This is a genomic window from Demequina sp. (assembly GCA_024707205.1).
Classification (GTDB): Bacteria; Actinomycetota; Actinomycetes; order Actinomycetales; family Demequinaceae; genus Demequina.
Map to the genome: position 1 here is coordinate 1,596,665 of JANQAD010000001.1, position 19,490 is coordinate 1,616,154.

Sequence of the window (19,490 nt, forward strand, 5' to 3'; positions counted from 1 at the left end):
GGTCGCGTATGCGTTCCCGATCCCGTCCCGTAATAGACGGTGGTGCTCCAACCGTAGGCTCCGCCTCCGACGTAGGTTTTTGCGCGCATACCGACGTCGCCGCAGGTGCCGTCGCTCGTAGTGCTGCTGTGTGAGGTAGTCGAGCCGTTGGAGTTCGTGATGGGCTCGTTGCCGTTGAGGCAAGTGATGTACCCCGACCCTGCGGTTGCGGGCGCTGCGACGCCCAGGGCGCCGCCACTGCGACCAGCGCGACGATGAGTGCGCCAGTGATTCTCTGCTTCACGGTCATGAGATTCCTCCTGTGACGACCGGGAGGCGTCGTTGCCTCCTCCGCCACCGTACGAGTACGTCCGAAAGGGGACAAGCCCCCATTTACGGGGGTAGTGGGAAGTGGTAGGCCATGCGACGAGCTTCGCTCTCCCGGGGGAGGTTCTGCGAGCCGTTGCGCGGCCGCCGGGTGACGGTGGATCCCGCGACTATCGCGCGGGATGACGCAGCCGCGCCATCCAGGCGACCACAGCGTCGGGCTCGCGGGGCAGCGCCGCGGAGAGGTTCTCCGCGCCATCCGCCGTCACCAGCACGTCGTCCTCGATGCGCACGCCGATGCCGCGCAACTCCTCGGGCACAAGGGTGTCGTTGGGCTTGAAGTACAGCCCTGGCTCGATCGTGAAGACCATGCCAGGCACCAGCTCGCCCTCCATGTACAGCTCGCGCTTCGCGGCCGCGCAGTCGTGGACGTCCAGCCCAAGGTGGTGCGACGTCGAGTGCACCATCCAGCGTCGGTAGAGCCGCGCATCCTCATCCTCGGCGGGCGGCACGATGCCCCACTCGTTCAGCCGTCGCTCGATGACCTCCATGGCCGCATTGTGCACGTCGATGAACTTCGCACCCGGCCGGGTGACCGCGAAACCCGCGTCCGCCGCCTCGAGAACCACCTGGTAAACCTTCTGTTGCACAGAAGTGAACTCGCCGTCGATGGGCAGCACGCGCGTGATGTCGGCCGTGTACAGGCTCTCGACCTCGACGCCGGCGTCCAGCAGCAACAGGTCGCCGCGCCTCACCTGGCCGTCGTTGCGGATCCAGTGCAGCGTGGTCGCGTGGGGGCCCGACGCTGCGATCGTTTCGTACCCAACGGCGTTCCCCTCCTCCCGGGCATGGCCGTCGAAGCTGGCCTCTACGACGCGCTCGCCGCGCTTGTGCTCGATCGCGCGCGGCAGCTCGCGGACCACCCGCTCGAAGCCTGCGATGGTCGCATCGACGGCGTCGCGGAGCTGCTGGATCTCGTAGGCGTCCTTGACCATGCGCATCTCGCTCAGGACGCGCTGCACGGCCTTCGTGGGGTGGTTGTGCAGGCGCAAGCCCGCAGGCAGGTCCGTGAGCGGGGCCGTCCTGAGACCGGTCATCGCAGCGAACTCGGCCAGCCCCGGCCGTCGGCCGATCAAAACTCGCCCGAGCGCGGGTCCGCGTAGAAGCCCTCGTCCCCCGCGCCGGCTGGAGGGATCAGGTACAGCGTGGAGGCATGGCCGCCGGCGCCGTTGTTGAGCGCAGCGTCGGGCTCCATGACGAGCACCGCACCGGGCTCGAAGTCCGCGCCGAGCCCCGTCAGGTAAGCGAAGTCGCTCAGCGGCCGGAAGCGGTAATCCGTGTCGTTGGCGCGCACCTTGAGGTCGCCCGCGGGCGCCACGATGCGCACCCCGGGGAACTTCGCGGACAGCCGGGCGCGGCGCTCGGCGGCGTACGGGGCAGCAGCCGTGAGCGTGCTCGCCACGTCCGTCGGCTCCGCCCAGCCGCTCGCTATGAAGTTCTTGAACTCTTCGGACGAGGGCCGCGTGGAGCGCGCCTCGTTCTTCTTCTTGGGAGTCTCATCAGTCACTCGCCCATCGTCGCACGCGCCTAGGCTGGCCGCGTGCGCATCGACCTCCACACCCACTCGACCGTCAGCGACGGCACCGAGCCGCCCGCGGAGGTCATGCGCGCCGCTGCCGCGGCGGGTCTGGACGTGGTCGCCCTCACGGATCACGACGCGGTGACAGGCTGGGACGAGGCGAGCGCCACTGCGGGGGAGGTGGGCGTGGCCTTTGTCCCTGGTATCGAGGTGAGTTGCCGCCACAGCGGCATCTCGATCCACCTGCTCGGGTACTGGCCGGATCGCGATTCGGCGGCCTTCCAGGGCATGATCGCTCAGACGCGTGAGGCCCGCGTAGACCGCGCCCGCAAGATCGTCACCCGCATCAATGCCGACTACCCGCTCACGTGGGAAGAGGTGCTGGTCCATGCCACGGCGTCGGACACCGTTGGCCGGCCGCACATCGCCGACGCGATGGTCGCGCGCGGACACTTCGCTACCAGGGACGATGCCTTCGCCGAGGTATTGGCGGGCAACTCCCGCTACTACGTGCCGCACTACGCGCCCGACGTCCTGGACGCCATCGCGACCCTGCGCGCGTGCGGCGGTGTGGCCGTGTTCGCCCACCCGGGAGCGGACGCGCGGGGGCGCGTGGTCCCGGATGCGGTGATCGTCGAGATGGCCGACGCTGGGTTGGCAGGTCTCGAGGTTGACCACCGTGACCACTCACCCGAGCAGCGCGAGCGCCTCTCGGCGCTCGCGGCCCGGCTGGATCTGATCCGCACTGGCTCCTCGGACTATCACGGAGCGGGCAAGCTCAACCGGCTGGGCGAGAACCTGACCTCGCGGGAATCATTCGCCGCTCTCGAGGCGCAGCGGGGCTAGGACTCCGAGGTCGGAGCCGCGCCGCCACCGGAGCGGCGGCGACGACGGTTGCGGTTCGCCTTGGGGGCCTCGCCAGACGCTGCGGCCGGCTTCCCGCCCTGCTGGCCGGAGCGCGGTGCACCGCCAGAGCGCTGACCACCGCCGGAGCCGCCGCGACCACCCGAGCCGCCAGAGCGTCGGGCACCATCACGCCCGCCGTCACGTCCACCGTGACCCCCATGCCCACCACCGGAGCCGTGCTTGTGCCCGGTCTCGCCGAGGTCCTCAAGCGTCTCCGCCTCAAGGCCCTCGCGGGTGCGCGCGGACTGCGGCAAGCGGCCCTTGGTGCCCGCGGGGATGTTCAAGTCCGAGAACAGGTGCGGCGACGAGGAGTAGGTCTCGATGGGCTCGGGGAAGCCGAGGTCGAGGGCCTTGTCGATGAGGCCCCAGCGCGGCATGTCGTCCCAGTCGACGAACGTCACGGCGATGCCGGTCTTGCCCGCGCGGCCCGTGCGGCCGATGCGGTGCAGGTAGATCTTCTCGTCCTCGGGGCACTGGTAGTTCACCACGTGGGTGACGTCATCGACGTCGATGCCGCGCGCGGCCACGTCGGTCGCCACGAGGATGTCGATCTTGCCGTTGCGGAACGCGCGCAGCGCCTGCTCGCGAGCGCCCTGGCCAAGGTCGCCGTGGATCGCGCCGGCCGCGAAGCCGCGGTCGCGGAGCTCGTCGCTGACCTTGGCCGCCGTGCGCTTGGTGCGCGCGAAGACCACGGTAAGGCCGCGGCCCTCCGCCTGCAGCAGGCGCGCGAGCACCTCGACCTTGTCCAGCGCGTGGGCCCGGTAGACGAACTGGGCGGTCGCCTTGACGGTGGCGCCGTCATCATCGGGATCGGCGGCGCGAATGTGCGTCGGCTGGGTCATGTAGCGGCGCGCGAGCGCAACAACGGCGCCGGGCATCGTCGCGGAGAAGAGCATCGTGTGGCGGGAGGCGGGGGTCGCCGCGAGCAGCTTCTCCACGTCGGGAAGGAAGCCGAGGTCGAGCATCTCGTCGGCCTCATCGAGCACCACGGTGCGCACAAAGCGCAGGTCGAGGTGGCCCTGGTTGAGGAGGTCGATCATGCGCCCAGGGGTGCCGACGATGACGTCGACGCCCTTGTTGAGCTGCTCGATTTGCGGCTCGTACGCGCGGCCGCCGTAGATCTGCGCGATGCGCACGGAGCGCAGTTTGGACGCGGTGGCGAGGTCGCCGGCCACCTGCACCGCGAGTTCGCGGGTTGGGGCCACGACGAGCGCCTGCGGCTTGCCGGTGGCGTCGCCAAGCACGTCGTAGCCGTCCTCGCCGGGAGCGACGACGGCGTTGAGCAGCGGCACGCCGAAGCCGAGCGTCTTGCCCGTTCCCGTCTTGGCCTGGCCGATGATGTCGTGCCCGCTGAGCGCGACCGGGAGGGTCATCGCCTGGATGGGGAAGGGGCTGGTAATTCCCGCATTGGCGAGCGCCTCGGCGATCAGCGGGTTGATGGGGAAGTCTGCGAAGTTGCGGTCGGCAACGTGCACGCTTGAGTGCGTTTCGGTCATGAAGCATCCAAAGATGTTGTGGGCGCGGGGGGCGCCGATTCGGCGGGCAGCCGATCGCGCTCATCCTCGTTGCGACGCTTTCGCCGCGCTTCACATGACGACCGGTCAACCTAGGTCGTAGCCATTCTACCTGGTGCGCCCCCTACCCTTGGGAGCATGCACGTAGTGGTCATGGGAGTGACGGGTTCCGGCAAGACGACCGTGGGCCTGCGGCTCGCGGCTGAGATCCGCGCCCAGTTCGCGGACGGCGATGAGTTTCATTCGCCCGACGCTGTTGCCAAGATGGCGACCAACGTCCCCTTGACGGACGACGACAGGCTGCCGTGGCTCGAGCGGGTTGGCGAGTGGCTCGCGGCGGGTGATGACCGCGTCATCGCGTGCTCGGCGCTCAGGCGCTCATACAGGGACATCATCAGGGCCTTCGCGCCGACGGCGGTGTTCATCGAGCTCTGGGCCGACCAGGGGCTGCTCGAGGACCGGGTGCGCACGCGATCGGCAGCCACGGGCCACTTCGCGGGGGCGGGGCTACTCGACTCGCAGTTCGCGACTTTCGAGAAGCTTCAGCCCGACGAGCTCGGCGGAAGCATCGACGTTGGCCGCCACACGCCCGAGGGCGCCGTGCTCATGGCGCGCGCCGTTCTCGACGCGGCCAAGGAAAGCGGCGCGTCGTAGCGGCCGCTCCATGTACGCACATGGGCGCTGGATTGCGCGGCTGCCTGGCGGGGATACGCACATGAGCGTCGGATCCTCGCCCGAAAATGACGGTCATGTGCGTACGGCGCGAGGGCGCGCTGCGAGAGTCGCGCTCATGTGCGTACGCCAGCGCAAAGCGCCACTGCGCCCAACGTCGGCGCTACGCCCCACTGTGCCCAACGTCGGCGCTAAGCGCCGAACCCAACCCGGCGTCGTTCCTCTTCGCCGATCTCGACGTAGCCGATAGCGCCCGCTGGCACGATCACGCGGCGACCCTTGACATCGGTGAGGTCGAGCGCGGCGCCAACCATCGCGTCGGCCACCTTCTTCTCGATGTCCGCGGACGTGAGATCCGTCTCAATGACGACCTCGCGCGACACGTTCTGCACGCCGATACGGATCTCCACGCTTGCCTCCTGGGCTCTGGTCACGAGTACTGCGTCTATCGTAGGCACATGGCTCGCGGTCCCTTCCGGCTGTTCGCGGGCAGGAGAATCACTCTCACCGGTGTGCTCGTGACCATCGCGACCGTCTTTGTCGCGTTCGGTGTGGGAATCGCCGCGGGCTGGGCGACGAGCCTCATCGCGAGCAACCTCAGCGCCACGGAGCCCACGGACACGGGAACCGCGTCCGCCTCCCCGTCTCCGACCCCCTCCATGACTCCCTCCGGTGACGTGTCCGTTCCCCCGATGACGCCCGTGACGCGCGAGATCGACGACGACGACAAGGCCGCGGGCCTGCGCACCCTCGACTTCCCGTACCAGGCGGACGGCACCTTCACGCCGGTCCCCGTCAAGACGGAGGCGACACCGCCTGCAGACGGCCTCGCGCAGTACGTGCGCATCGATGTGGAGGACGGGCTCGCGATGATCGATGGAACGCTCTCGACGTTCGTGATGAGTGCCCTCAACGATCCGCAGGGCTGGGGCAAGGACGGGCCGACCACGTACCTGCAGACCGACGGCGCACCGGACGTCCGAATCATCTTCGCGAGCCCGTACACGGCGGCCGCCCTGTGCCCAACGCCGCACGAGCCGGCGAGCCTCACGCCTGCGGCCAGCCCATCGCCATCGCCGTCGCTGACGCCGCCGACCGGGTTCGCCGTGCAGTGCGCCGAGCAGGGCGCGATCGTGGTGAGCGTCTACAACTGGATTCAGGGGCTCGAGGCGTTCGGTGAGGACCGCACGGCCGCCCGGGTCTACTTCCTCAACCACGGCCTTGGCCACGTTCTGGGCAAGCCTGACACCACGTGCTCCAAGGGAGTCGCGGACGTCATGGTGAATCAGGCTGAGCTGCCCGCCAAGTGCACGGCCAATCCCTGGCCCTTCCCCGCGACCAACTGAGTTTCCCTGCAGCGCGGCGACAGGGCGCGTGTCGGTCCCGTCTGGTCGAATGTGCGTGTGACCTCGCTGCTTCAACCGCCCGCGCCGCGCGCGCTGCCGCAACCCGACCAGGGCCAGCGGCGCGCGCTGGACGCGATCGCGGCCGGTCACGCCCTCGTCACCGGAGGTCCGGGCACCGGCAAGTCGACAGTCGCGGTGTGGGCGATCGTGGAGGCTGTCGAGCGCGGCATCGCCCCCGAGCGCACCGTGCTCATCGCGCCGACTCGCGTAGCCGCCTCCGGGCTGCGCGACCGCGTCTCGCTCGCCGTCAAGCGACCCACCGGCGTGCCGCTCGTGCGCACGGCCGCCTCGTTGGCCTTCGAGATCCTCACGACCTCAGCGCAGCTGGCGGATCGCCCGGCCCCCAGCCTCATCACCGGCGCGGAACAGGACGTGATCCTGCGGGACATGATGGAGCTGCACATCGAGAGCGGGGACATCGACTGGGGCGGGCTGCCCGCGGAGTCGCTGCGCATGCCGGCCTTCCGCGATGAGCTGCGCTCGGTGCTGATGCGCGCTGCCGAGGCGGACCTCACCGCCGCGGAGCTGGCGGAATTGGGACAGCGGGCGGGGATCGTGGCCTGGGAGGCCGCGGCCGCCATCTACCAGGAGTATCTGGATGTGATGACCCTGCGATCCTCCCCGGGCGACCAGGGGCAGCGCTTTGACGCCGGCTCCATCGCGGCAAGGGCGGCCGACGCTGTGGCCCAGTGGGGGCACGGCGCGCCTCCGCGGTGGGATCTGGTTGTCGTCGACGACTACCAGGACGCGACGGCCGCCACGACGTCGCTGCTCGCGGAGCTGCGCCGTGGCGGGGCGCGCGTGGCACTCATCGGCAATGCGGACCAGGGCGTTCAGGGCTACCGCGGGGGGCTGCCCGGGGGGCTCGAGCGCGCCGCCGCGAGCGGCGCTTTCCCTGCGGTCATCGAGCTGGACGTGGACCACCGGCAGTCGGCGCTCGCCGGGGTAACGTCCGCCGTGGCGCAGCGGATCGGCGTGAAGGGCGCTGGCAGCGCGCGAGCGGCGGCCCGCGCGGCCGCGAACGTGGACCCCGCCGCGGTGAGCGTCATGGTGCTCCCACACCGGTATGCGCAGTCTCGCGCGATCGCCCCGCAGCTGCGGCACGCTCGCCACCGCGAAGGGATCGAGTGGCGAGACATGGCGGTCATCGCGAGGTCGCGCGCCCAACTGCGGGCGCTCCGCTCCGACCTGCTCGCCGCCGACGTCCCGTGTGAGTCGCTCGGCGACGGCGTTGCGCTGCAGCACGAGAGCGCGGTTGCGCCGCTGCTGACCCTGTTGCGCGTCGCGGAGGGCGAGGCATGGACCGAGGAGCTCGCGACCGAGGTCGCGCTGTCTCGGGTCGTCGGCCTCGATCCCGTTGGGCTTCGCAGGGTGCGCCGTGCGCTCGTGAAGGAGGACCGCGAGGGCGGCGGCGTGGCCACGGCGAGTGAGCTGGTCGTCGATGCGCTCGCGCTCCCATCCAGGCTCGCGACGCTGCGGGGCCCCGAGGCCCTCGCGCTGACGAAGGCCGCGGGGGCCGTGACGGCCGCGAGGGCGCGGGCGGCCGCGCCGGACGCGACCGTGGGCGCGGTCGTCTGGGCGGCCTGGGAGGCGCTCGGCGTTGCCGAGTCGTGGAGGGCGGCCGCGCTCGCGGGCTCCGCCCGCGACGACGCAGACCTCGACGCGATCATCGCCCTGCTGCGCGCGGCGCAGAACTTCGACGAGCGGCTTCCCGGTTCCACGGTGACCGCGTTCCTCGACTACCTCGAGGGTCAGGAGTTCGCCGTCGACTCGCTCGGGGCGCGCGGCGGAAGCGGCGACGCGGTGGCATTCCGCACCCCAGCGTCGGCCGCCGGCGAGCAGTGGGAACTGGTGGTGGTTTCTGGGCTCGAGGAGGGCGTGTGGCCCGATCTGCGCCTGCGGGACTCCGTGCTCGGCGCGCAGCGGCTCGCCGAGGTGCTCGCCGAGGGCTGGGACGGCGCCGCGACGCGCGCCCTTCCCCAGCGTGACCTGCGTCAGGCGCGACGGGACGTGCTCGATGACGAGACGCGCGCGTTCCTCGTCGCGGTCTCGCGGGCGCGCACCAGGCTGGTGCTCACCGGGATCGAAGACGGCGATACGCGCCCGTCTCGCTACCTGTCCGTGGTGGAGGCGGCGGCGGGGGTCGAGCGGCAGGATTCGGTGTCGGCGTCGGTCGCCGATCTGCGCGGGGCCGTGGTCGCGTTGCGCCGGTCGCCGGTGAGCGAGCAGTCGGCGACCGCGCTCGCCCTGCTCGCGGACGGCGGGGAGGCGGGGGCGGACCCGGCGCAGTGGCACGGTGTGCCGGAGCCGAGCACCGAGCAGCCGTTCTGGGATGAGGACGCGACGGTGAGGGTCTCTCCCTCGCGGATCGACGCGGTAGCCACGTGCCCCCTGCGCTGGGCGCTCGAGAGCTCCGGCGGGCGCGCATCCAGCTCCGACGCGCAGAACACCGGGCTGCTGATCCACGAGATCGCCGCCGAGCACCCGAACGGGGGCCTCGCGGAGTTGCGCGCGGCGCTCGCCGAGCGGCTGTCGCCAGGCTCCACGTGGCTCGAGAGGCGCGCCTATCAGGACGCGCAGGCCATGGTGGACCGGCTCGCTGGCTATCTCGGCGGCAACCGACCGGAGCGGGTCGACGTGGAGCAGCCGTTCCGGGTGGAGCTCGGCCGCGCCCTCGTGAGCGGCATCGCGGACCGCGTGGAGGTGGACGGCGAGACCGCGCGCATCGTGGACCTCAAGACCGGGGCGAAGGTCACCGCGGCGCAGGGGGAGGAGCACGGCCAGCTCATGCTCTACCAGCTCGCCGCGAACCACGGCGGGTTCGAAGGGGTGAGCGGAGCGTCGGGCGCCGCGCTGGTGTTCGTGGGAAAGGACGCGGCGAAGGAGGGGTCGGTGGTGCGGCAGGCGCCCATCGACGACGACGTCGCGATGGCGCGACTCGGCGACGCCGTGGAGACGATGACGGGCGCCACCTTCTTGGCCATCATCAACGACATGTGCCCCGGCTGTCCCGTGAGGCGATCGTGCCCGGCGCAGCCCCAAGGAGACCAGGTGGGGGAGCGATGACGGGCACGGACGGCGTCGTCGTCGGCGAGGCGCGGCCGCTCGCGGAGCTGTATCGGCTCGTGACGGGCCGAGCGGAGCCGACGCCGGAGCAAGGGGCGATCATCGCGTCGGGCACCGCCCCGCATCTCGTGGTGGCTGGCGCGGGGTCTGGCAAGACGGAGACCCTGTCGCTGCGCATCGTGTACCTGCTCGACCACGCCCGCGAGCTGTTCGGCAGGGACATCGGCCCGGACGAGATCCTGTGCCTCACCTTCACTCGCAAGGCGGCGGCGGAGATCGCCAAGCGCACCCAGGAGCACATCGCGCGCGTGTGGGGCGATGCCGACGAGGCCGAGCGGCCCGCGCCCGTCGTCGCCACCTACAACGCATACGCGGCGAACCTCGTGAGCGAGCACGGCCTGCGCGTGGGCGCGGACCCGGACTCCACTCTGCTCACCGACGCGTCGCTGTGGCAGCTCGCGAGCAAGACAGTCGAGGAGTGGGAGCCGTGGCTCGAGACGGGCGCCGCGATCTCGACGCTCGTGGGCGAGCTGCCGTCGTTCGCGGCGCAGATCCGCGACCACGCGCTCACGCCGCTCGCGCTGCGCGACCACCTCACCGAGATGATCGCCGCGATCGAGGCGCTGCCCAAGAAGGTGGGCGACGCCGTTCCAGGGCAGATGACGCAGGTGCTGCGCGGGAAGATCTCCGCCCTGTGGAAGCTGCGCGACCTCGCGGACCTCGCGGACGCCTACGACCGCCGCAAGCTCGCCGCGTCCGCCGTCGACTTCTCCGACCAGGTGTCGCTCGCGTGCCGGCTCGCGACCCTGCCTGCGGTCCAGACCGCAGAGCGGTCCCGGTACGTGGCGGTGCTGCTCGATGAGTTCCAGGACACGTCACCGCCCCAACTGCGCCTGTTCGCGGACCTCCTCGGCGACAGCGTGTGCGTGATGGCGGTCGGCGACCCCAACCAGGCCATCTACGGCTTCCGCGGGGCGTCCGCGGCCGCCCTCGCGGACTTTGTGCAGACCTTCGGTGGGCCCGGCGCTGTGGTTCAGTCCTCGCTGAGCGTCTCCTGGCGCAACGAGGCCTCGGTGCTCGCGGCCGCGAACCTCGTTGCCGCGCCTTTGCGTGAGCGCGCCCAGGTCGCGGTCGCCCAGCTGCGTTCGCGCGGCGAACATCTTGGCGCCGCTGAGCCGGAGCGCCCGGCCCCTGGCGTCGAGGCACACATGGCCGTGGATCTGTACGCGGAGGCGGAGCGCGCCGCAGAGTGGATCCTCGAGCGCCGCTCAGAGCTGGGCGCGGGAGCCACCGCCGCCGTCCTGTGCCGCCGCAAGGCCCTCTTCGGTCCGGTCGTGGAGGCACTTCGGGAGGCCGGGATCGCCTACGAGGTCGTTGGGCTCGGCGGGCTGCTCGACACCCCCGTGGTCGCGGACCTGCTCGCGCTGCTCGAAGTGGCGCACGACCCCTCGCGCGGCGACTCCCTCATGCGGCTCCTCACGTCGTCCCGCGTGAACCTCGGACCCCGCGACCTCGCCGCCCTCAACGACTGGGCGGAGGTCCTCGCGGGACCAAGGGGCACGAGGGAAGAGGCTTCGAGCATCGTGGACGCGCTCGCGAGCCTGCCCCCGGCGGCGTGGGTGTCGCACGAGGACCGCTCACTGAGCGACGCTGCGCGGTCGCGGCTCGAGCGGCTCGACGCCGCGGTGCAGGCGATCAGGGCGCACGCGTACCTGCCGCTCACCGAGCTCGTGGTGTTCGCCGAGCGCGTGTGGCAGCTCGACATCGAGGCCGCCCTCGCGGACGCGACGGGCCGCGCTCGGCGCGACGTTGACGCGTTCCTCGACGCCGTCCGCACCTTCTCCGCCTCCGCGGAGCGGCCCACGCTGGGCGCGCTGCTCGGCTGGCTCGCCGCGGCGCGGTCGGAGGAGGGCGGGCTCGAGGCTCCCGTGAAGGACCCAGAGCCGGGCGCCGTGCAGGTCATGACGGTGCACGCGGCCAAGGGCCTCGAGTGGGACATCGTCGTCGTGCCTGGCATGTCCGCCGAACGGTTCCCCTATGTGTCCCGCTCCGGCGGCGAATACGTGGACTCCGGGTGGCTCTCCGGCTCGGCCTCGCTCCCATGGGAGCTGCGGCTCGACGCCCCGCGGCTGCCTCGCTGGGAGTGGCAAGGGGCGCGGGACCACACGGAGCTGGCGGACTCGATCGCCGAGTTCCGCTCGAAGGCGGGCGCGCACGCCCTCGACGAGGAGCGGCGGCTGTTCTACGTGGCCCTCACGCGAGCACGCAGCCACGTGCTGCTGAGCGGTTCGTGGTTCGGAACGGGCAAGCGGGCCGTGTCGGTGTCGCCCTTCATCACCGAGCTCCTCGCCGCGGGGATCGTTACCGACGTTGGCTGGGCGCCAGAGCCGGAGGCCGACGCGGTCGCGGCCCCGCGCGACTACCCACCCGGGCTGTGGCCCAGGGTGCCGTCCACGTCGGACCGGGAGCGCAGGGGACTCGCCGCCAAGGTCGAGGCGGCACGGGGAACCCAAGCCGAGTGGGCGTCGCTGCCGCACGGTGAGATCATCGCGGCGATGCTCGCGGAGCGGGCGCAGCGTCGGGCAGCCAATGCCGTGGTGACGCTTCCCTCCCACCTGTCCACGTCCGCGCTCGTGGCGCTGCGGAGGGACCGCGGCGCGTTCGCGGCCGCCGTGCGCAGGCCCATGCCGGTAGAGCCGACGGCCGCCGCCCACCGGGGCAGCGCCCTCCACGCCTGGATCGAGTCGCAGTTCGGCAAGGTGCCGCTTCTCGGAGCGGACGACTGGGGGCCCGGGGAGGAGGAGGGCGACCTCGCGCGGCTCAAGGAGGTGTGGCTCGCGTCGGAGTGGGCGGAGCGCATCCCGAGTGACATCGAGGTCGACGTCGAGGTGCCGATCGGCGCCGTCACGATTCGCTCGCGCATCGACGCCGTGTTCCCGCCTGGGCGCGGCCTGGACAGGGTGACGGTGGTCGACTGGAAGTCCGGCAGGCCCCCGAGCGATGCCGAGGAGAAGGCCGCTCGAGAGGTGCAGCTCGCGGTCTATCGCCTGGCGTGGGCGGACTGGAAGGGGCTCGACGTTCAGGACGTGGACGCGGCGTTCTACTACGTCGCGACGGATCAGACCGTGAGGCCGCAGAAGCTGTTGACGCGCGCCGAACTTGAAGGGCTGATCGGGGGCTAGGCCTGATCCTGGTCGTCGAACAGGAGCGCCTCGAGGTCGAGCATCATCCCCTCGCCGTCCTCGATCACCCCGGGATTGTCGGTGCGCACGCCGTACATGAGCCAGCGCAAGAGTGCGAGCTCGGACGCAAGGCGCGCGCGGTCAAGGAGATGCGGATCCCGCAACTCGCGGCGGCCGAGCGTGTACGCCTCGAAGATGGAGTCGAGCACGTCTTGCGGCGCGGCGGCGGCGAGCCACGAGAGGTCGTCGGCCGGGTCCGCGACGCGAGCGTCCATCCAGTCGACGATGCCGCTGACCTGGCCTTCCGTCACCAGCAGTTGGTGCTCGCCCATGTCGCCATGGACGACGGTCGGCTCGAAGCGCCACCACGACACGTTCTCCAGCTGGCGCTCCCACCGGTCGGCGAGGCGTGGCGGTACGCGGCCCGTCTGGATCCCCGCATCGAGCTCGGCAAGCCTGCGCTCGCGGTACTCCTCCGCCGAGTAGGTGGGCAGCCCCTGCTCCTCGATGAGGGTGGTCGGCAGCTCGTGGATCTGCGCCAGGGTGGCGCCGATGCTCTCCGCGAGGCCGGGCCCTGGCTCCACGCCCGCGAGCACGAGCGGCGATCCGCGGACCTCGCTGTAGACGATCACGCGGCCCTCGTCCGCGCCGAGCTGCGCGGATCCGCGTGGCTGCGGCACCTCGAAGCGAATGAGCCCGTTCTCGCGCGCGTGCCCCAGCGCCGTGAGCAGCGCCTGCTCCGCCTCAAGCGCGGCGCCCGCGGCTGGCCGGCGAGGGGCGCGAACGATCCACCGAGCGCCCGTCGCGTCCTTGACGACAACCACATCGAAGTCGCTGTCGGCGTGGGGGCTGCGAAGCACGTCGTAGACGTCAAGCCCCGGCACGGCGACGGACGCAAGCGCGGCAAGAGCGAGCGGTGAACGTGGCACGGTTTCACGCTACGGCCAAACAAGGGCCGACGCCACGCTCCACGCCGCGCCCCGGTCACGCCGCGTGGGGCTTAGGTTTGGGTTGTGCCCCTTCCGTGGATGCTCACCGAGCCGCTGATCGTCGACAGGGCCGCCGAGAGGCGCGACTTGGACATGGCCCATGCGTATGCCGTGGTGGTCAGGGATGGGGCCGTGCTCGCCGCGGGCGGGCGGCTTGTGGAGCTGCCGCCGAGCGCCCGGCCCGAGGCGTCGCTGACGGTCTATCTCGGTGCCGACTCCGGCCGCGACATCGTTGCCGTCGTGCCTACCGACCCTGCGTTCGGCGCTGCGGACGACGGCATCGGATCCGAGCGGTTGATGGGGCTGCGCGACCTTCTGCGCGCGTTCGCCGAGCGCGGCGACGAAGGCGCCGCACGAGACCGCGAGCTCGCCTCCACCGCGGTGGCGATCGCCACGTGGCATGCGAATCATCTGCGCTGTTCGGTGTGTGGGGCACCCACGGTGCCTACCCGCGGCGGGTGGGTGCGCCGCTGCGACGTCGATGGGCGCGAGCACTATCCGCGAACCGATCCCGCAGTCATCGTCGCGATCACCGATCCTTTCGACCGCCTGCTCGTTGCGCACGCGTCGTACTGGAGTGAGCGCAGGTACTCGCATCTGGCCGGGTACGTCGAGCCGGGCGAGAGCCTCGAGCAGGCGGCTCGCCGCGAGGTGGGGGAGGAGGCGGGACTCGTCTTGGCGAGCCTCACCTACGTGGCGTCCCAGCCGTGGCCGTTCCCGGCGTCGATCATGGTGGGCTTCAGGGCGACCGTGGAGGACTCTGCGCTGCGCCTCGACAACGACGAGATCACCGACGCGCGCTGGGTCACGCGTGAGGAGCTGCCTGGATTGGTGCGGGATGGCGAGGTCATTCTCCCTCCGGGAGGTTCCATCGCGCGCTGGATGCTCGACGACTGGCTAGGAGCCTGACCCAGGCCCCCGCCCCTGCGGTTTAGGCAACCTGCGCATACCAAACTGGCGAAAGTGCCGCCATTTAGGCAGACCAGTACTACTTCGCGTGCTTTGGACGGGCGTGGCACGCTGCCAGGTCTAGGGGACAGCGTGTTGCCCTGCGGACACCCAAGGTATGCGTGAGTTGCCTAAACGCCGCCTCGGTGGCGCTCCAGGTATGCGTGAGCTGCCTAAACCGCGGGGCTGTGGACAGGGCGACCTTGTGTCGGCGGGGGCTGACACAATGCATCTGATGTCCGCCGACGAGATCCTCGACGCGCTCGACCCAGAGCAGCGCGAGGTAGCTACCGCCCTGCACGGTCCCGTGTGCGTGCTCGCGGGCGCGGGCACGGGAAAGACTCGCGCCATCACGCATCGCATCGCCTACGGGGTGCGCGTGAATGCCTATAACCCGCACTCGGTCCTCGCCGTGACCTTCACCGCCCGTGCGGCCGGAGAGATGCGGCAGCGCCTACGCGGGCTCGGCGCGGGCGGCGTCCAGGCGCGGACCTTCCACGCGGCCGCCCTGCGACAACTGAGCTACTTCTGGCCAGAGGTGGTCGGGGGCCAGCTACCGCAGATCCTGGAGCACAAGGCGCAGCTCGTGGGGCGTGCCGCAGCAGGGATCGGCCTGCGGGTGGACCGCCTCACGGTTCGCGACCTCGCGAGCGAGATCGAGTGGGCCAAGGTCTCGCTCGTGGACCCCGACGACTACCAGCGCAAGATCGCGGACATCGGCCGCCCCCTCCCCGCTGGTCTCACGGCGCAGCAGGTGGCCGACGCCATGCGCGCCTACGAGCAGGCGAAGACCGACGCCGTGGTCCTGGATTTCGAGGACATCCTCCTGCTGCTCGCAGACATGATCGGCCGTCACGCCGAGGTCGGCGAGCAGATCCGTCGCCAGTACAAGCACTTCGTTGTGGACGAATACCAGGATGTTTCCCCGCTCCAGCAGTTCGTGCTGGACCAGTGGCTCGGCGGGCGCCGCGAGCTGTGCGTGGTGGGCGACCCCGCTCAGACCATCTACTCGTTCGCCGGCGCGAGCCCCAGGCACCTGCTGGACTTCCGCAGGGAACACCCCGACGCGACGGTGGTGCGGCTTGTCAGGGACTATCGCTCCACCCCGCAGGTCGTCACCCTCGCCAACGCCCTCACGAAGACGAGGGCTGGAGCGTCGAACGACAGCGCATTCTCCTCCGTGGAGCTCGTGGCGCAGCGCCCCAACGGGCCCGCGCCCGTCTACACCGCGTATGACGATGACATTGCGGAGGCCAATGGCGTGGCCTCGCGCATCGAGGCGCTCACCGCTCAAGGAGTTCCGGCACGCGAGATCGCCGTCCTCTATCGCACGAACAGCCAGTCGGAGGCTCTCGAGGAGGCGCTCGCGCAGCGCGGCATCGGCTACCTGGTGCGCGGCGGTCAGCGCTTCTTCGATCGCGACGAGGTCAAGCGCGCGATCATCCTGCTCAGGGGCGCCGCCGTCGGCGCGGCTTCCTCAACGGGGCCCGACGCTGGCTTGGGTGAGGCCGTCCGTTCCGTCCTGCTTGACGCGGGTTGGGCAGAGCAGCCCCCCGCGGCGCGGGGGCGGTTCGCGAGCGCTGGGACTCGCTCCAGGCCCTCGCCGAGTTGGCCGACGATGTGGACGCCGACGCGGGGGAGGCGCGACCCTCCGGGAGTTCGTCGAGCACCTCGCGGAGCGCGCGCAGGCGCAGCACGCTCCGTCTGTGGACGGGGTGACGCTGACGACGATGCACGCCGCGAAGGGACTCGAGTGGGACGCGGTGTTCATCGTCGGCTGTTCGGAGGGTCTGTTGCCGATCTCGCTCGCCGACTCTGCCGACGCGGTCGAGGAGGAGAAGCGCCTGCTGTACGTCGCGATCACGCGCGCTCGCGAGCATCTCGCGCTGAGCTATGCGCGCGCTCGCAGAGAGGGAGGCAAGGCCACGCGCAAGCGCACGCGCTTCCTCGAGTCACAGTGGCCGGACGCGCGCCCCACCACGGTGAAGCGGCAGCCCGTGTCCGCGGCCCTTGGCGAGCTCGACGCCGGGCAAGTGAGGCTCTTCGAGGAACTCAAGGACTGGCGACTCGGCATCGCGAAGTCCACGTCGAAGCCCGCGTTCACCGTGCTCGTCGACGTGTCGTTGGTGCAGATCGCCCGCGACCGGCCGCGCACGCTGGGCGACCTCGCGCGGGTGAACGGGATTGGGGCGTCGAAGCTCGAGTCGTATGGCGCGGACATCCTGGAGATCGTGGGCAGGCACTAGCCGACGGGCGCGGGCCACAGCGCCCGCCTGGCGGCGAGCTCGTCGCCTATGGGCCCAAACGCGCCGCATCCGCACTCCCGCTGGGGCTCGAGCTCCTCGACGGTCAGGGCGCCATCGGCGTCGACGCGCTCCGCGACACCCGCATCGCCCCCGTCGAGCCATCGCCACACCCTTGAGGCGACCCGTGCGGCGCACGTGATCGTGGCGAGCCGGGACGCTGCGGGGCGCCTTCCAGCGGTCCCCGCGCCGCCGAGCTGCAGGGTGAGGAACGGCCATGCGGGATCGGCGCGCGTCAGCGCAATGCCCCTGCACGTGGCGCACGCGGTGGCGCCGGGGACCACCACGTGGGAGACCCAGACGCTCTCGCCGCTGCACACGATGAGCACGTGCGGCACGTCGTCTCGCATCCACGCGGCCGTCTGGACGGGATCCGGCGCCCCCACGCACAGCTCGACCCCGAGGCGCTCGCCGCCGCCACCGACGCGCACGTCGAGGCCCCTGGACGACAGCGTGGCCGCAGCCGCGCCCGCACACGTCACAGCGCCTGTAGATAACACAGCACCGCCCGCGGCATACGTGTGCGCGGGCTCCACCAGCACAGGGGCCTCGTCGCGGAGACCAACGTCGAGGCCGAGCCCGGCCAACACCGCGGCGATCTCCATGCCGAGCGCTCCCGCCCCGTGCACGGCGACCGCGGCCGCCCTTGGCGGCCGCGCGGCTGGCTCCCACGCCCCTGCCGCGGTGAGGAGGGATACCACCTGGGGGAAGCGTCGGGCCTCCGCGGGCGAGACGGGCCTGCCGCCCTCAAGCGACTCGAGGAAGGCGCGTTCCCTGACGCCGAGATCCCGCAGCACCGTGGGGCGCGCTATCCCCACTTGGTACTCGATCCCGTTGGCCGAGGGGCGGGCGAGCACGGGGCAGGTCGCGGGCAGTCGCATGCCCTAACCGTGCCAGGTGCCGAGAGCTACCCTGCCGTTATCCACAGGGCGACACAAAGCGGCCGCCCTCTCGAGAGAGGACGGCCGCTTCAGTGAGCTTGCTTAGGCCTTGCCGAGGATGCGGTTGAGCTTGGTGCCGCACACGGGGCACTCGGCCTTCGCCATTCGGCGACCGTTCTCGGAGATGACGACCTTGCCGGTGGCCTCGCGCTTGGCCTTGCACTTCACGCAGTAGAACTCGCCAGAGTACGTCTCGTCAGCCATGTGGCTCTCCTTTGATTTGTGCGTGCCTCAGCACGCGCTTGTTGGCCACACGGGCCTCTTGCGATAAAGCCTAGACGGGCTTGAGCACGATTTCGCGCCAATTGGGCCTCGTCGTGTCGGATCAGTTTTCTGGGGCGTCGTCGGACGCCGGTCCCGGTTCGCCCTCGAGCATGCGCTGGAGCTCCGCATCGACGTCGTCCTCGCGCCCGCGAGAGTCGATCCAGGCCTGCCAATCGGCCAGCTGATCCGGCCGCGGCGGAAGGTCCGGGTGGGACCAGATGGCGTCGCGCGCGTCCGGCCCGACGGAGCGGGTGAGAGCGCCCCACATCGCGGAAGCGTCGCGGAGGCGTCGCGGCCGCAGATCGAGGCCCAGCAGGTTCGCGAAGGCGTCCTCTGCAGGGCCACCGGCCGCGCGGCGGCGGCGCATCATCTCCCGCAGCGCGCCGATCGCGGGCAGGTGCGGCGCGGCGGCCACGGTCGTGACCTCGTCGACCCAACCCTCGATGAGGGCGAGCCACGTCTCGATCTGCTCGAGCGTGGCCGCCTGGTCCTCGGTGTGGTGGCTCGCGAAGATTCCGCGAGTGAGAGCCTGCTGGAGCGCCGCCGGGTCCCCGGCCCCAGCGTCGGACACCGCGCGATCTAGCGCCTCAAGATCGATGGTGATGCCGCTCGCATAGCGCTCGATGGCCGCGTGGAGTTGGCCAGCGAGCCACGGCGCGGCGGCGAAGAGGCGAACGTGGGCCGCCTCGCGCAGCGCGACGAAGTCGAGCACTTCGGCCGCCGGCACGTCGAGCCCCGCCGCGAATCCCTCGATGACACTGGGGACCAGCGCCACGCGGGGCTGCGGCAGCAGCGGGATGCCGAGGTCGGTGCCCCCAAACGCCTCGAGCGCGGCCTGTCCCGCCGCTTGGCCCATGTGCATCCCGCACACGGTGGGCGGCACGGACCCGAGCAGCGGGCCCATCTCTCCCTCGGCCTCCGCATGCAGCACGGAGCCCAGCGCGGCGGACACGCTCACGGCGACCGGACCGGCGAGCACCCGCCAGGTCGGCAGAGTCGCCTCAACCCACTCGGCGCGGCTCCCACGTGCGGCTCGCGGCGTGACGGGTCGAAGTCCGTCGCCGCATCCAGCCACAGTTCCGCTTTGCTCACGGCCTGTCGATACTCGCTGGCCTTGGCCGCGCTGACCGTGGGGTCGCCTCCCTGCGCCGCGACCCCGCGCGCGACGTCGTGCGCAAGGGTCCAGTTGACGTCCTCGCCCTGGGACTGGGTCATGAGCGAGCGGATCTGGCCGAGCACGTGATCGAGCATGGCGGGGGACGCCGCGAGACCTGAGGCCTCCGCGATCTGCTGTGGGTCAAGCCCCATGCGCTCAAGCTCCTCGAGCGCGCGCTCTGCATCCTCGCCAAAGAGCTCCCTGAGCAGGCGCATCCACGGGGTGTCGTCGTCGGTCACTCGGCCTCCATTGCGTGCG

The 19,490-nt window shown here is 71.0% G+C and carries 14 protein-coding genes and 3 pseudogenes; 8 read left to right on the plus strand and 9 right to left on the minus strand.

What is annotated here, in order from left to right:
- Window positions 1-476: 476 nt before the first annotated feature.
- Window positions 477-1,316 (minus strand): annotated as a pseudogene (locus tag NVV57_08305) (M24B family metallopeptidase).
- 122 nt (window positions 1,317-1,438) lie between these two features.
- Complete coding sequence (locus tag NVV57_08310) at window positions 1,439-1,873, minus strand: aminopeptidase P N-terminal domain-containing protein (GenBank protein ID MCR6712688.1); 435 nt, start codon at window positions 1,871-1,873, stop codon at window positions 1,439-1,441.
- A 33-nt stretch (window positions 1,874-1,906) separates the two neighbouring features.
- Here NVV57_08310 and NVV57_08315 point away from each other — a divergent pair, with 33 nt between their 5' ends.
- Window positions 1,907-2,731 (plus strand): PHP domain-containing protein, encoded by an 825-nt coding sequence (locus tag NVV57_08315; protein MCR6712689.1) that lies wholly within the window; start codon window positions 1,907-1,909, stop codon window positions 2,729-2,731.
- Here NVV57_08315 and NVV57_08320 read toward each other — a convergent pair.
- Window positions 2,728-4,287, minus strand: coding sequence for a DEAD/DEAH box helicase (locus NVV57_08320; protein MCR6712690.1), 1,560 nt, complete (start codon window positions 4,285-4,287; stop codon window positions 2,728-2,730). The genes NVV57_08315 and NVV57_08320 overlap by 4 nt on opposite strands.
- 156 nt (window positions 4,288-4,443) lie before the next feature.
- Between NVV57_08320 and NVV57_08325 the strand changes: the two genes are divergently transcribed.
- Window positions 4,444-4,959 (plus strand): gluconokinase, GntK/IdnK-type, encoded by a 516-nt coding sequence (locus tag NVV57_08325; protein MCR6712691.1) that lies wholly within the window; start codon window positions 4,444-4,446, stop codon window positions 4,957-4,959.
- A 209-nt stretch (window positions 4,960-5,168) separates the two neighbouring features.
- On the opposite strand, the gene NVV57_08330 is transcribed toward NVV57_08325, so the two are convergent.
- Window positions 5,169-5,387, minus strand: a complete 219-nt coding sequence (locus NVV57_08330) for a DUF3107 domain-containing protein (protein MCR6712692.1) — start codon at window positions 5,385-5,387, stop codon at window positions 5,169-5,171.
- 48 nt (window positions 5,388-5,435) lie between these two features.
- On the opposite strand from NVV57_08330, the gene NVV57_08335 reads away from it, so the two are divergent.
- The 3 genes from NVV57_08335 to NVV57_08345 are packed head-to-tail and all read left to right on the plus strand — an operon-like array spanning window position 5,436 to window position 12,631.
- Entirely contained in the window at window positions 5,436-6,323 is an 888-nt protein-coding gene (locus NVV57_08335) for a DUF3152 domain-containing protein (GenBank protein MCR6712693.1), read from the plus strand.
- 57 nt (window positions 6,324-6,380) lie between these two features.
- The gene (locus NVV57_08340; protein ID MCR6712694.1) at window positions 6,381-9,449 is read left to right on the plus strand and encodes an ATP-dependent helicase; all 3,069 of its coding nucleotides are present in this window, start codon (window positions 6,381-6,383) and stop codon (window positions 9,447-9,449) included.
- Entirely contained in the window at window positions 9,446-12,631 is a 3,186-nt protein-coding gene (locus tag NVV57_08345) for an ATP-dependent helicase (protein MCR6712695.1), read from the plus strand. The genes NVV57_08340 and NVV57_08345 overlap by 4 nt, the downstream gene beginning before the upstream one ends.
- On the opposite strand, the gene NVV57_08350 is transcribed toward NVV57_08345, so the two are convergent.
- A complete protein-coding gene (locus NVV57_08350) occupies window positions 12,628-13,560 on the minus strand; it encodes a phosphotransferase (GenBank protein MCR6712696.1) in 933 nt (310 codons plus the stop codon). The two genes, NVV57_08345 and NVV57_08350, sit on opposite strands and share 4 nt — an antisense overlap.
- A 357-nt stretch (window positions 13,561-13,917) precedes the next feature.
- Between NVV57_08350 and nudC the strand changes: the two genes are divergently transcribed.
- The 3 genes and pseudogenes from nudC to NVV57_08365 all read left to right on the plus strand — a co-directional run bounded on the left by nudC (window position 13,918) and on the right by NVV57_08365 (window position 16,814).
- The gene (gene nudC, locus NVV57_08355; GenBank protein MCR6712697.1) at window positions 13,918-14,529 is read left to right on the plus strand and encodes an NAD(+) diphosphatase; all 612 of its coding nucleotides are present in this window, start codon (window positions 13,918-13,920) and stop codon (window positions 14,527-14,529) included.
- Window positions 14,530-14,803: 274 nt separating this feature from the next.
- Window positions 14,804-15,961: pseudogene (locus NVV57_08360) on the plus strand (ATP-dependent helicase).
- A 313-nt stretch (window positions 15,962-16,274) separates the two neighbouring features.
- Entirely contained in the window at window positions 16,275-16,814 is a 540-nt protein-coding gene (locus NVV57_08365; GenBank protein MCR6712698.1) for an HRDC domain-containing protein, read from the plus strand.
- Here the strand turns inward: NVV57_08365 and NVV57_08370 are convergent.
- From NVV57_08370 to NVV57_08385, 4 genes and pseudogenes are all read right to left on the minus strand, one after another.
- Window positions 16,811-17,752, minus strand: coding sequence for a hypothetical protein (locus NVV57_08370; GenBank protein ID MCR6712699.1), 942 nt, complete (start codon window positions 17,750-17,752; stop codon window positions 16,811-16,813). The two genes, NVV57_08365 and NVV57_08370, sit on opposite strands and share 4 nt — an antisense overlap.
- Window positions 17,753-17,854: 102 nt before the next feature.
- Window positions 17,855-18,016 carry a DUF5679 domain-containing protein gene (locus NVV57_08375; protein ID MCR6712700.1) on the minus strand — a complete coding sequence of 54 codons (162 nt, stop codon included), beginning with the start codon at window positions 18,014-18,016 and terminating at the stop codon, window positions 17,855-17,857.
- A 121-nt stretch (window positions 18,017-18,137) separates the two neighbouring features.
- Complete coding sequence (locus tag NVV57_08380; GenBank protein MCR6712701.1) at window positions 18,138-19,151, minus strand: zinc-dependent metalloprotease; 1,014 nt, start codon at window positions 19,149-19,151, stop codon at window positions 18,138-18,140.
- Window positions 19,118-19,291: pseudogene (locus NVV57_08385) on the minus strand (zinc-dependent metalloprotease). The gene NVV57_08380 and the pseudogene NVV57_08385 overlap by 34 nt, the downstream one beginning before the upstream one ends.
- Between the last annotated feature and the right edge of the window lie 199 nt (window positions 19,292-19,490).